Below are 12,602 nucleotides of genomic sequence, written 5' to 3'. Positions count from 1 at the left end.
GAGCCATGGAAGGGAAGCTGTGTTGAAGATTCTGCGCGGACTGGGCTGGACCCTGGCGGGCCTGCTGCTGTTGACCATCGTGGTGTGGTGCGCCTCACGCATGTGGCCGGTGCCGGAATCGCGGTTGCAGGCGCAGCAACGGCTGGAAGCGCGGCTGCCGGCGAGCGGGCGCAACGGTTATGCCCTGTTGTGGACGCTGCCGTTCGACGATCTGGATGCTCGCCAGCGCGAGCAGGCGTTGGCCGAGGACGTGCGCCGTTGGGAGGCCGACCTGCGGGGCAGCAGCGGCGGCCAGACACACCTGGTGGCCAACCATGCCGAGCTGCGCTCGCGGCCCGGTGCCAGTTGCGGGCCGGCCGCCCGCGGCTGCCTCGCCCAGGTCCGCGCGGACCCGCAACGCTTCGTGGAGGCCCATGCCGGGCACCAGCAGTTGCACGCGCGGCTGGATCAGCTCGCCGAAGCAGACTACTTCGTATCGCCGTTCCAGCCGAAGGGCGAGGGCATCCTGGTGCCGATGCCGACCTACGGGCTGGTGGTCGATGCCACCAGCGCACGCGCGCTGGCGTTCGTACAGGGTGACATCGACGGTGCCCTGCGCGGCAGCTGCCGGGGAGTGCAGCTGGGCCGGCGGCTGGTGCCCGGTGGCAGCTATCTGGTCGAAAGCATCATCGGCGCCAGCCTGGTACAGGCCAACGCGCAGCTGCTGGCCGACATGCTGGTCGAACTGCCTGCCGATCACCCGCTGCCGGCCGAATGCGAACAGGCCATGCAGCCGATGCGGGCCGACGAGCAGAGCCTGTGCCGTGCGATGCAGGGCGAGTATGCGATGAACCGGGTGGCGATCGAGACCTCGGCGCGGGAATTCGGCGGCGCGCTGGTACTGGACCGCAGCAGCACCCTGGCCCGTGCGGCCGGCAATCTCGGTTGGGCCTGTGGCGCGACGGCGACCGCTGCGCTGGAGGCGGACCGTCCGTTGCCGGCACCGGCGCCGCCGCAGCGTGACTTTGGTTGCCTGTCGAACGTCATGGGTTGCCTGTTGACCGACATTGCGGGTCCGGTCTATCCGGCCTATTCGTCGCGCACCCAGGACGCCGCGGCGATGCTGCGCCTGCTGGGTGCACAGCGCTGGCTGCGGCAGCAGCCGGGGGATCCGGTGGATGCCCTGCAGCGGTTGCCGGCACAGTTCGCCTCGCCGGTGCGGGTGCCGCGCTTGTCGGCGGATGGCCGCCATCTGCAGGTGCCGCGCCGCTCGCCGTCCCGCAGCAACGACGAAAGCCCGTGGCTGTCGGTGCCGCTGCAGGCGGAGCCAGCTTCGACTGCGTTGGCGCGCGATTGAGGTGCGCTCAGCGTGCGTGTGGCTTCAACCGCAGGTACACCTGCTTGCGGACCTGTGCGACCACCTCGCCGCTTTCATCGATCACGTCGTTGCTGAACCAGCGCAGCACCTTCTCGCCACTGGCCGCTTCGGCGCGCAGTTCATCCAGCAGCGCGTCGTCGATGCGGAACGACGTCCGCACGATGCCACGGCCCGGCGTGAGGAAGTCGATGGCGCCGGCGCGGTCCCACACGTAGTAGTCGCGGCCGAGGATGTGCAGCAGGCCGAGCATCCAGAACGGATCGGTCATCGCGAACAGGCTGCCGCCGAAGTGGGTGCCGACGTAGTTGCGGTTCCATGGCCGCAGGCGCAGCTCGACATCGATCTGCCGGTAGTCGGGGGTGATGCGGGTGACGTGGATGCCGGTGAACAGGAAGGGCGGCCAGAGGTTGATGCCGAAGCGGAACAGACGGGCGTTCATGCGGATCCGGGGGCGCTGGGCGAGGTGTCCAGTCTAACCATTCGCATGCGTATGTTGCACCCGGTGGCACCGGTCACGCGCCGCCGTCGATCACATACCCGTCGCGTCCATTCGCTTTGGCCTGGTACAGCGCGGTGTCGGCCCCTTCGACGAAATGATGGGGTTGCAGCTCGCCTTCCGGTACCCGGGTGAACACGCCGATGGTGAGCGTCACCCGGTCGTCGCTGCCGTCACCGTGTACCGGCAACGCACGTACGCAGTCGATCAGGTCCTGGATGACAAGCTGCGCGCCTTCGGCCGGGGTATCGGGCAGTACCAGTGCGAATTCATCGCCACCGTAACGCGCGGCCATGTCGCGCGGCCGCCGCGCATGCGCGCCGATCAACCGGGCGACGTCCCGCAGCACGCGGTCGCCGACCTGGTGGCCATGGCGGTCGTTGTGGCGCTTGAAGTGGTCGACATCGATCAGCGCCAGGCTCAGTGGCTTGCCGTTGCGTCGTGCGGCGTCGCATTCCTGCTGCAGCGCCTGTTCGAAACGCAGGCGATTGCCAAGGCCGGTCAGTGCGTCGCGGTTGGCCTGCCGGTGCCAGGCCGAAATCCGCCAGATCGCCCAGGCCAGCAGTACCAGCAGGACGCCCAGCAGGGCGGTGGCTGGCGCCCACCAGAGGTTGCTGGTGCGCAACAGCAACCAGCTCAGCAGAGGAGCAAGCGGCAGCGAACACAGCGCCGCCAGCCACGGCAGGCGCAGGCCGAGCAGGATCACACACAGCGCCACCAGCACCGCGCTGATGGTGTGCTGCCAGAAGCGGGGCAGCACCTCGATCTGCTTGTGCTGCAGCAGCATCGAGGCGATGTTGGCCTGGTACTCGCTGCCGCTCATCCAGAACTCGCGGGTGGTCGGGGTCAGCAGGCGCGGTGCGATGCCGCTGGCGGTCATGCCGACGATGATGCGGCGGCCATGCAGCATCGCCATGTCCACGTGGCCATCGAGTACGTCTGCGTAGGAAACCTGCGGCAACTGCTCGGGAGGTCCGGCATAGCGCACCCGCACGTAGTCGTTGCGCCGCCATTGATAAGGCGAGCCCACCTCGGGATCAGGGTCGGGCAGTCCGCGCACCGCGCCCGCAGGCAGGCCGGTCAGGGCCAGCCCGAGCGCCGGCCAATGCGCCTTGCCGATGCCCGCATGCAGGTAGATGCCGCGGGCGACGCCGTCGCTGTCCACCTCAACGTCGGTGTGGCCGATGGCGGCGGCACTGGCCGCGATCTGCGGAACCGGCAGCATTTCCTCGGCCATGCGATCACCGGCTGCCGGTGCGGCCAGCACCGGCAGCACCACCCGGCCATTGCGACGGATGGCCGCGGCCAGCGCGTCGTCCTGGCGGCTGTCGCGGCGATCCGGCTCGGACAGCATCAGATCCAGCGCGACCCGTTCGGCACCGGCATCGGTCAGGCGATCCAGCAACCGGGCGTGGACCGAGCGCGGCCACGGCCATTGGCCGATGCGTTGCAGGCTGCCTTCGTCGATGGCCACGATCAGCACGCTCGGGTCGGGTCGATAGTCCCAGTTGCCGACCATCGCGTCGTAGGTGGCCTCGTCCTGCCGCCACAGCCATTGGCCCTGGCTGGCGACGAGGGTCAGTATCCCGGCCAGCATGGCCAGCAGGATCCGCTTCGACCACGGCAGCGGCGAGCGCCTCACAACAGCAGCCACAGCAGCAGGGCACCGCCGCCGGTGCCATAGCAGAGGCGACACGGCAGGGCGATCTGCTGGGCAGGCGAGAACTCGCCGGCATGGCCGTCATCGTCGATGTACTGCACGCGCACATGCAGGGTGCCGCGCCACGGACGCTTGAAGCTGACCTGCGGTTCGGCCACGGTTTCGTCGACCAGGGGTGCCTTGAAGTCGCCGCGGCGGTCGACCTGCACGCGATAGCGCTGGCCTTCGCTGCCGGCCTGCCAACGCAGGGTCAGTTCACCGTGCGCGGCCTCGGGCGGTTGCAGCGCAGGATCCACCGGCTCGTTGCTCAGCTGCAGTGGCAGGGCCTGGCCATAGCGCCCCTGGTGCCCATCGGCACTGCGGGAGGCGATCCGCCAGAAGTAGTGACCCGGCGGCAATGGCTGCGCCAGGCGCAGGTCGGTGCCGGTGCTGGTCTGTTCCTGCAGTGGCTGTACGAAGGTGGAATCAGCCGCGATCTGCAGCACGCTGCTGCGCGCACCGGGGGCTTGGCTCCAGCGGAACCGCGGGCGGTCGCCGTTGATTGTCTGTCCATGCAGCGGGGCCAGGGTCAGCGGCGGTGGAGGCTGGTCGCTGAGTTCGAAGTCGGCACTGGCGTCGATGCCTTCCACACCCTGCGCATCGACCGCGCGCAGCAGGATGCGCAGCTGGCCCGGCGGCAGATCGCCGATGGCCAGGCGGGTATCGGGGGTGGTGGCAGCGAACAGCAGGATCTCCGGCGTGGCTGCCTCCACCACTTCAACGCGGTAATGCGCGGCGCCGGCGACCGGAGTCCATGCCAGCAGCGTCGGCAACGGGGCCAGGCGCAGTTCATCGTTGCGCAGCTGCGGCGCCGGCAGCAGTACGGAGACTGCGTCCGGAGCAGCGTCTGCGCTGGCGCTGCGGGTGGCCTGTCCGGGCTGGACCATGCGCTGGCCATGGGCGTTGCCGACCTGCACCTTGCCCTGCAGGACCTCGGTGGCCGCGACATCACGACCGTCGCCGGCACTGACCCGGAAGACGGTGCCGCGTACGCTGCTGGTGGCGGTGGGCGCATCGATGATGTAGCGCGATGCCGGGCCGCGCGCGGGCGTCACCCGATTGCTGGCGCGGCCCTGCTGCAGGCGCAGGCGGGTGTCGACCATGCCGGTGTGGCCATAGCGGCTGAGCTGGTCCAGGCGCAGGCGCGAGTACTCACGCAGCTGCAGGCGCGACGCATCGGCAAATTCCAGCGTGACGCTGGATTCGCCCTCGGTCTGTACGGTGTCTCCGATATGCAGCTGCTCGCCGGCCTGGATGGCGCGGCTGGCGCTGCCGTCTCCACTGGACAGTTCGACCTTGCCGCGGACCGAGAGCACCCGCGCCGGTGCCGGTTCGATGCGCAGCCAGCTGATGGGGAAACGCAGCAGCTGGCCGGGCGGCAGCCGGTAGGGGTTGTCGATTCGGTTGTGCTGCTGGAGCTGTTGCCAGCGCACCGAGGGTTTCAGATACACGCCACCCAGATCCCACAGGGTGTCGCCGGGGCGGACCCGGTAGTTCCAGTCCTGCGCGGCGGCGATGGCCGGCAGCAGAAGCAGGGCACAGAGCAGGGCGCCCTGGAAGCGCATGGCAAACAACAGCGAGCGGACGAAGGTCACAGTTTTGCAATCCCGGCAATGCGGGGGTGCAGCTGCAAGACCCCATGGCCCCGACCTCATCCCCCCGAACGGATCGTGGCGGCCGTACGGCCGCCATCGTGCGCATTATTGCCCGCGTCCAGTGCAGGGATTCTGAACGAACCCGGCTTCCGTTCAGAACAGCAGGGAGGCCATCCTGCGGCGGTACTGGCCGACCAGGTCCTCGTCGGAGATCACATTGAAGGCATCGATCAGCGCCTTGCGCGGCAGGCCTTCCTCGAAACTCCGGTCGATCCGCAGCATTTCCAGGAACTGCGCCAGCGCGGCTTCGTCATGGCCGCCGAGCAGCAGCTGCACGCCGCGCAGGTGGCGGGCCTTGAGGTCATTGCCGTTGGCGGCGATGCGCGCGTCCAGCACCTCGGCGGCCGGGGCGTCCTTCAGGGCGGCGGCAAAGGACAGCCGGGCGCGGGCGCGCACGGCGCGGTCGTCGGTGGCCAGGTTGGCGGGCAGGCCGTCGATCAGCGTACCGGCTTCGTCCACGCCGCCGATCTGCAGCAGGGCCAGGGCCAGGTCGAGCTTCAGCTCGTCCTTGTCCGGCTCGGCGGCGATCTGCGCACGCAGTACATCCACCTGTGCCTGCGGATCCAACGGCGCTTCGTCCTCGGCGGCAGTGTCGCCGACGTCGGCCGGCACGATGCCGTGCTGGGCCAGGAACTCACGCAGCTGGCCTTCCGGGATGGCGCCGGGGAAACCGTCCACCAGCTGGCCGCCCTTGACCAGGAACACGGTGGGCACCGAGCGGATCTGGAAGGCGGCGGCAATCTGCTGTTCCTTGTCGACATCGACCTTGGCCAGCTCGAAGGCACCGTTGTATTCGGCGGCCAGCTTTTCCAGCATCGGCCCCAGGGTCTTGCAGGGGCCGCACCACGTGGCCCAGAAGTCGACCAGCACCGGCGTCTGCAGCGACTTCTGCAGGACTTCGGCCTCGAAGGTCGCAGTGGTGGCGTCGAATACGTAGGTCGTCTCGGTCATGGGGGAGGCATCGATTGGCATCTGGAGACCGATTCTATGGTGACGATCGATGCCAGTCTCAACCCGGACTGCGGCAAATGCCCGACAATGCGTCGTTCCCGCCGCCGTTGCTCCTGGAGCCTGCATGACCTCCCCGTCTTCCCTGTTGCGTCTGTCCGGCCCCGCCGCCGCACTGCTGTTCGTGCTGGCGGTGCTGGGCTTCGGCACCGGCCTGGAAGGTTATGCACAGGCGCGGCACCCGGTGGCCCTGCTGGGCGCACACGGCGTGCCGCACGCGTTGGCCTTCAATCTGCTGGGCTTCGTACTGCCGGGCCTGTTGGCGGTGGTCGTGGCCGAGTGCCTGCGCCGACAGCTGCCGGCCAGTGCTGGCTGGGCGCCGCGGGTGGGCAGCCAGATGCTGTTGCTGGGCGGACTGGCCTTCACCGCGATGGGCTTGATGCCGCTGGATGTGGACGATCTGCACGGGCCGGCCAGCCAGCTGCACGCCAGTGCCTGGATGATCTGGGTGCTGGGCTTCGTCGCCGGCACCCTGTTGCTGGGCATCTCCCAGCTGCGCCAGACGCACGGGCGCGCCCTGGGCGGGGTGGCGATCGCCTGTGGCGTGCTGGCGGCGCTGGCTGCCTTTGCGCTGCAGGGCGTGCTGCCGGCGCCGCTGGCACAACGGCTTGCATTCGCCTGCTGGGCGGTCTGGCTGGCGCTGGCCCTGCCGCTGTCGCGACCGCGCTGAGATCGGCTCCGGGCCGCTGGCGGGGCCGGCGGTCGGCGGGCAGGATTGGAGACGTTTGCCGCACTGCGGTACGCTGTACCGCTTTGCCGCCGCATCCGCGTGTTCCATGACCAGCGCTGAAACCAACGCCTACGACCCGCAGCAGGTTGAATCCGCCGCCCAGAAGTACTGGGACGCCACCCGTGCCTTCGAAGTCGACGAGACTTCGGACAAGCCGAAGTACTACTGCCTGTCGATGCTTCCGTACCCGTCCGGTGCGCTGCACATGGGCCACGTGCGCAATTACACCATCGGCGACGTGATCAGCCGCTACAAGCGCATGACCGGCCACAACGTGCTGCAGCCGATGGGCTGGGACGCGTTCGGCCTGCCTGCGGAGAACGCGGCAATCAAGAACAAGACCGCACCGGCGGCCTGGACCTACAAGAACATCGAGCACATGCGTGGCCAGTTCAAGGCCATGGGCTATGCGGTGGACTGGTCGCGCGAATTCGCCACCTGCCGCCCGGACTACTATGTCCACGAACAGCGCATGTTCACGCGCCTGATGCGCAAGGGCCTGGCCTACCGCCGCAATGCGGTGGTGAACTGGGATCCGGTCGACCAGACCGTGCTGGCCAACGAGCAGGTCATCGATGGCCGTGGTTGGCGTTCCGGTGCGCTGGTCGAGAAGCGCGAGATCCCGCAGTGGTTCCTGCGCATCACCGATTACGCCCAGGAACTGCTGGACGGCCTGGATGAACTGGACGGCTGGCCGGATTCGGTCAAGACTATGCAGCGCAACTGGATCGGCCGCTCCGAGGGCCTGGAAATCCAGTTCGACGTGCGTGATGTCGACGGCACTGCGCTGGATCCGCTGCGCGTGTTCACCACCCGTCCGGATACCGTGATGGGCGTGACCTTCGTGTCGATCGCCGCCGAACATCCGCTGGCCCTGCATGCGGCGAAGAACAACCCGGAACTGGCTGCGCTGCTGTCGGAAATGAAGCAGGGTGGCGTGTCCGAGGCCGAGCTGGAAACCCAGGAAAAGCGCGGCATGGACACCGGCCTGCGTGCCATCCATCCGGTCACCGGCGAAAAGGTGCCGGTGTGGGTCGCCAACTTCGTGCTGATGGGCTACGGCACCGGTGCGGTGATGGCTGTTCCGGGCCACGACCAGCGCGACAATGAAGTGGCAAACAAGTACGGCCTGCCGATCAAGCAGGTGATCGCGCTGAAGGATCCGCGCAACGACGACGAGCGCACCTGGGATGGTGCCCGCTGGCAGGACTGGTACAGCGACAAGAACCGTGCCTTCGAGCTGGTCAACTCGGCCGAATTCGATGGGCTGGATTTCCAGGGCGCCTTCGAAGCCTTGGCCGAACGCTTCGAGCGCAAGGCCCAGGGCCAGCGCCGCGTCAACTATCGCCTGCGCGACTGGGGCGTGAGCCGCCAGCGCTACTGGGGTTGCCCGATTCCGGTGATCTACTGCGACAAGTGCGGTGCGGTGCCGGTGCCGGAAGAGCAGCTGCCGGTGGTGCTGCCGGAGGACGTGGCGTTCTCGGGGACTGGTTCGCCGATCAAGACCGATCCGGAATGGCGCAAGACCACCTGCCCGGAATGCGGCGGCGCGGCCGAGCGCGAGACCGACACCTTCGACACCTTCATGGAGTCGAGCTGGTACTACGCCCGCTACACCTCGCCGGGTGCCCGTGATGCGGTCGACAAGCGCGGCAATTACTGGTTGCCGGTCGACCAGTACATCGGCGGCATCGAGCACGCGATCCTGCACCTGATGTATTTCCGCTTCTACCACAAGCTGCTGCGCGACGCGCGGATGGTGGACAGCAACGAACCGGCACGCAACCTGCTGTGCCAGGGCATGGTGATCGCCGAGACCTACTACCGCCCGAACCCGGACGGCTCGAAGGACTGGATCAATCCGGCCGATGTGGAAGTGCAGCGCGACGAGCGCGGCCGCATCACTGGCGCAACGCTGATCGCCGACGGCCAGCCGGTGGTGGTCGGTGGCACTGAAAAGATGTCCAAGTCGAAGAACAACGGCGTGGACCCGCAGGCGATGGTCGACAAGTACGGTGCCGACACCGTGCGCCTGTTCTCGATGTTCGCCGCCCCGCCGGAACAGTCGCTGGAGTGGAACGAAGCCGGCGTGGACGGCATGGCGCGCTTCCTGCGCCGCCTGTGGGCCCAGGTGCAGAAGCACGCCGCCGACGGTGCCGCCCCGGCGCTGGACGTGGCCGCGCTGGACGCCAACCAGAAGGCACTGCGTCGCAAGACCCACGAGACCATCGGCAAGGTCGGTGACGACTATGGCCGTCGCCACAGCTTCAATACCGCCATCGCGGCGGTGATGGAACTGATGAACGCGCTGGCCAAGTTCGAGGATGGCAGCGAGCAGGGCCGTGCGGTGCGCCAGGAAGCGCTGCAGGCCATCGTACTGCTGCTGAACCCGATCACCCCGCATGCCAGCCACGCCCTGTGGCAGGTGCTGGGCCATGGCGAGACGCTGCTGGAAGACCAGCCGTTCCCGCAGGCCGACGCCGGTGCGCTGGTGCGCGACGCGCTGACCCTGGCCGTGCAGGTCAACGGCAAGCTGCGTGGCACCATCGAGGTGGCCGCCGATGCTGCACGCGAGCAGGTCGAAGCACTGGCTCTGGCCGAGCCGAATGCGGCCAAGTTCATGGAAGGCCTGACCGTGCGCAAGATCATCATCGTGCCGGGCAAGATCGTGAACATCGTCGCTGCCTGATACATCCTGGGCCGGTCACCCACGCGGTGGCCGGTACCTTCCCGGTGCGGGGCCATGCACTTGATGGCCCTGCATTCACGCGGCTTCGGGCAGGCTGTGTGTTGCCGTGATCGCCCGGCTCCGCCAGACTGTCTCCATGACCCGAATCCTGCTTGCCCTCGTTCTTGTCCTCGGCCTTGCCGGCTGCGGTTTCCATCTGCGCAACAAGCTGATGCTGCCGACCGACACGGCGCCGGTGAAGGTGGTCTCCACCGCGCCATACAGCGAACTGGTCAAGCTGCTCAATCGCAGCCTGCTGGCTTCCGGTGCCAAGCTGGCCGACGAGGACAGCAAGGGGCCCAGTACCCAGCTCCAGGTGCTGTCCGAACGCTGGGGCGACCTGCCGATCGCCATCGACTCGCAGGGCCGTGCGCAGGAGTACAGCCTGCGCTATGCGGTGATCTTCATCTTCCGTCGCGAGGATGGCAGCGAGCTGGTGCCGCAGCAGGTGATCGAACTGTCGCGCGACTACGTGTCGCCGCCGACCGACGCCACCGGTACCACCACCGAACGCGAAATCCTGGCCGATGAGCTGCGACGGGAAATGTCCGCGTCGATCATCCGCCGCATCGACAGCGTGGTGCGCGCCGAGATCGAGAAGGGCGGCAGCCTGACGGCGCCGAAGGCCAAGCCGATCGAAGGGGCGGAGCCGGCCGAGCCGGTTCCCGCAGCCAAGCACTGAGTCGCGACGATGGAACTGCGTCCGGAGCAGCTGGCCAGCCAGGGCGCTGACACCCCGCTGGCGCCGGTCTACCTGATTGCCGGCCCGGAAACCCTGCGCGTGCTTGAGGCGGCCGACGCCATCCGTGCACGCGCACGCGCCGCCGGCATCGCCGAGCGGGAAGTGTTCGACGCCGATGGGCGTGATTTCGACTGGAACCAGCTCGACGCCAGCTTCAACGCGCCCAGCCTGTTCAGTGCCCGCCGCCTGGTCGAGGTGCGCCTGCCCAGCGGCAAGCCGGGCAAGGACGGGGCCGAGGTGATCAGCCAGTTCTGCGCCAACCCGGCGCCGGACGTGGTGCTGATGATTACCGCCAGCGAATGGAGCAAGGCCCACCAGGGCAAGTGGGCCGAGGCAGTCAATCGCATCGGCGTGCTGTCGGTGGCTTGGGCGATCAAGCCGCACGAACTGCCGGACTGGATCGAGCGCCGCCTGCGTGGCAAGGGCCTGCGTGCCGATCCGGCCGCCGTGCAGCGCCTGGCCGAGCGGGTCGAGGGCAACCTGCTGGCCGCTGCGCAGGAAATCGACAAGCTGGCGTTGCTGGCCGACGGCCAGCCGCTGGACGTGGAACGGATGGAATCGCTGGTGGCCGACGCCGCCCGCTATGACGTTTTCCGGCTGCTGGAAGCCACGTTCTCCGGCCAGCCGCCGGCGGTGCTGCGCATGCTGGCGGGCCTGCGTGGCGAAGGCGAGGCGGTGGCCGCACTGATGCCAATGGTGATCCGCGAGCTGCTGGCTGGTGCCGGCCTGGCCCGGGTACAGGCGCGTGGCGGCAATCTGGCCGCCGAAATGAAATCGCGCGGCATCTGGGAATCGCGGCAAGCGCCCTACAAGCGTGCGCTGCAGCGGCACCCCGAGGGCAAGCGCTGGGAGCGTTTCGTGGCCGAGGCCGGACTGGTCGACCGCATCGCCAAGGGGCGCGCCGACGGTGATGCCTGGCTGGCGCTGGAGCGCCTGCTGGTGGCCGTGGCCGAACCGCGTGCCGTGCGCCTGCTGGCGCGGGCCTGAGTGATGAGCCTGCGGATCTATTACGGGGGCACCTTCGATCCGGTGCACCTCGGGCACCTCGCCATCGCGCGTGCTGCCCGTGACGAACTGCAGGTCGCTGTACGCATGCTGCCGGCGGCTGATCCGCCGCATCGCGCGGTGCCGGGTGCAACCGCTGACCAGCGCTTCACCATGCTCTCGCTGGCCATCGGCGATGAGCCCGGCCTGCTGCTGGACCACCGTGAACTGGACCGCGCCATACGCTTTCCCGGCCGCCCGTCCTATACCGTCGACACCCTGCGCGAACTGCGCGGCGAGCTGGGCCCCAGCCGGCCATTGGCCTGGCTGGTGGGGGCCGACAGCCTGCTGGGCCTGACCCGCTGGCATGAATGGGAGGCACTGTTCGGGCTGGCCCATTTCGTGGTGGCCGAGCGCCCGGGCAGTCCCCTTCAGGCCTCGGTGGATGGCGAACTTGGCCGCGCCCTGGAAGGCCGCTGGGCCGACAACGAGCAGGCCCTGTTCGCCAGTCCGGCCGGGCGCATCCTGCGCCTGCATCATCCGCTGCGCGAGGAATCGGCCAGTGCCGTGCGTGCGCAGATCGCCGCCGGCGGCCCCTGGCGGGCGTTGCTGCCGCCGGCCGTGGCCGACTATGTGGCCGCCCATGGCCTGTACCGCTCCCCTACGCCGTGAATGCCGCCGCCCCGGCTTGCCCGTATAATCGCCCCCACGTTTATCGAGTCGATCCACTTTGAGCAACCAGACCCAGCCCCAGACCATCAAGGTCGATCTGCCCAGCCCGCCGCCGTCCGTGCCGGAACTGCTGGCCAGCGTCCGCCAAGCCACCGAAGACCTGAAGGCCAAGGACCTGGTCGAGATCGATGTGCGCGGCCGGTCCAGCGTTGCCGACTACATGATCGTCGTTTCGGGCACCTCGACCCGCCACGTCAAGTCGATCGCCGATGAAGTCGTGCGCTTTGCCAAGAATCTCGACGTGATGCCGCTGGGTGTTGAAGGCGAGCGCGAAGCCGAGTGGGTACTGGTCGACCTGGGCGACGTGATCGTGCATGTGATGCTGCCGCGCGTGCGTGAGTTCTATGCCCTGGAGCGCCTGTGGACCGTTGGCGACCAGCCGCCGTCCAGCGACGACGAAGTGGCCTGAGCCGCACGTTGATGCATCCCTTCGACGGCGCCGATGGCGCCGTCGACGTTTTGGAGGACCGT

At 68.3% G+C, this 12,602-nt stretch carries 11 protein-coding genes; 7 read left to right on the top strand and 4 right to left on the bottom strand.

Annotated elements, in window-relative coordinates:
• Positions 1 to 19 precede the first annotated feature (19 nt).
• Positions 20 to 1,336, top strand: coding sequence for a hypothetical protein (locus tag AC5P5R_RS14630; RefSeq protein WP_099472663.1), 1,317 nt, complete (start codon positions 20 to 22; stop codon positions 1,334 to 1,336).
• Positions 1,337 to 1,343: 7 nt separating this feature from the next.
• On the opposite strand, the gene AC5P5R_RS14625 is transcribed toward AC5P5R_RS14630, so the two are convergent.
• The 4 genes from AC5P5R_RS14625 to trxA all read right to left on the bottom strand — a co-directional run bounded on the left by AC5P5R_RS14625 (position 1,344) and on the right by trxA (position 6,158).
• Positions 1,344 to 1,796, bottom strand: a complete 453-nt coding sequence (locus AC5P5R_RS14625) for a DUF4442 domain-containing protein (protein ID WP_100438798.1) — start codon at positions 1,794 to 1,796, stop codon at positions 1,344 to 1,346.
• Between the two features lie 73 nt (positions 1,797 to 1,869).
• Positions 1,870 to 3,495 (bottom strand): CHASE2 domain-containing protein, encoded by a 1,626-nt coding sequence (locus tag AC5P5R_RS14620; RefSeq protein ID WP_164281737.1) that lies wholly within the window; start codon positions 3,493 to 3,495, stop codon positions 1,870 to 1,872.
• Positions 3,492 to 5,147, bottom strand: coding sequence for a FecR family protein (locus AC5P5R_RS14615; protein WP_164281736.1), 1,656 nt, complete (start codon positions 5,145 to 5,147; stop codon positions 3,492 to 3,494). Before AC5P5R_RS14615 ends, AC5P5R_RS14620 begins: the two co-directional genes overlap by 4 nt.
• 153 nt (positions 5,148 to 5,300) lie before the next feature.
• Entirely contained in the window at positions 5,301 to 6,158 is an 858-nt protein-coding gene (gene trxA / locus AC5P5R_RS14610; RefSeq protein ID WP_005410542.1) for a thioredoxin, read from the bottom strand.
• A 124-nt stretch (positions 6,159 to 6,282) separates the two neighbouring features.
• Here trxA and AC5P5R_RS14605 point away from each other — a divergent pair, with 124 nt between their 5' ends.
• The 6 genes from AC5P5R_RS14605 (at position 6,283) to rsfS (ending at position 12,540) form a co-directional block, all read left to right on the top strand.
• On the top strand, positions 6,283 to 6,885 hold the full coding sequence (locus tag AC5P5R_RS14605) for a DUF998 domain-containing protein (protein WP_062606135.1): 603 nt from the start codon (positions 6,283 to 6,285) through the stop codon (positions 6,883 to 6,885).
• 106 nt (positions 6,886 to 6,991) lie between these two features.
• Positions 6,992 to 9,634, top strand: a complete 2,643-nt coding sequence (gene leuS, locus AC5P5R_RS14600) for a leucine--tRNA ligase (RefSeq protein WP_012480931.1) — start codon at positions 6,992 to 6,994, stop codon at positions 9,632 to 9,634.
• A gap of 136 nt (positions 9,635 to 9,770) precedes the next feature.
• Positions 9,771 to 10,355 (top strand): LPS-assembly lipoprotein LptE, encoded by a 585-nt coding sequence (locus AC5P5R_RS14595; RefSeq protein ID WP_005410539.1) that lies wholly within the window; start codon positions 9,771 to 9,773, stop codon positions 10,353 to 10,355.
• A 9-nt stretch (positions 10,356 to 10,364) separates the two neighbouring features.
• Complete coding sequence (gene holA / locus AC5P5R_RS14590) at positions 10,365 to 11,402, top strand: DNA polymerase III subunit delta (RefSeq protein ID WP_012480930.1); 1,038 nt, start codon at positions 10,365 to 10,367, stop codon at positions 11,400 to 11,402.
• Positions 11,403 to 12,071: a nicotinate-nucleotide adenylyltransferase gene (gene nadD / locus AC5P5R_RS14585; protein ID WP_005410537.1), complete on the top strand. Its 669-nt coding sequence runs from the start codon at positions 11,403 to 11,405 to the stop codon at positions 12,069 to 12,071.
• Positions 12,072 to 12,129: 58 nt separating this feature from the next.
• On the top strand, positions 12,130 to 12,540 hold the full coding sequence (rsfS, locus tag AC5P5R_RS14580) for a ribosome silencing factor (RefSeq protein ID WP_005410536.1): 411 nt from the start codon (positions 12,130 to 12,132) through the stop codon (positions 12,538 to 12,540).
• Positions 12,541 to 12,602: the final 62 nt, after the last annotated feature.

The organism is Stenotrophomonas sp. YJH_SMC_19, assembly GCF_059367915.1.
The sequence above is the reverse complement of the archived record's forward strand: the minus strand, read 5'-3'. Positions and strand labels throughout refer to the sequence as shown.

Coding starts and splice junctions, on each gene's coding strand:
- AC5P5R_RS14595 (WP_005410539.1), top strand. CDS start 9,771: ATGACCCGAATCCTGCTTGCCCTCGTTCTTGTCCTCGGCCTTGCCGGC.
- trxA (WP_005410542.1), bottom strand. CDS start 6,158: ATGACCGAGACGACCTACGTATTCGACGCCACCACTGCGACCTTCGAG.
- AC5P5R_RS14605 (WP_062606135.1), top strand. CDS start 6,283: ATGACCTCCCCGTCTTCCCTGTTGCGTCTGTCCGGCCCCGCCGCCGCA.
- leuS (WP_012480931.1), top strand. CDS start 6,992: ATGACCAGCGCTGAAACCAACGCCTACGACCCGCAGCAGGTTGAATCC.
- AC5P5R_RS14625 (WP_100438798.1), bottom strand. CDS start 1,796: ATGAACGCCCGTCTGTTCCGCTTCGGCATCAACCTCTGGCCGCCCTTC.
- holA (WP_012480930.1), top strand. CDS start 10,365: ATGGAACTGCGTCCGGAGCAGCTGGCCAGCCAGGGCGCTGACACCCCG.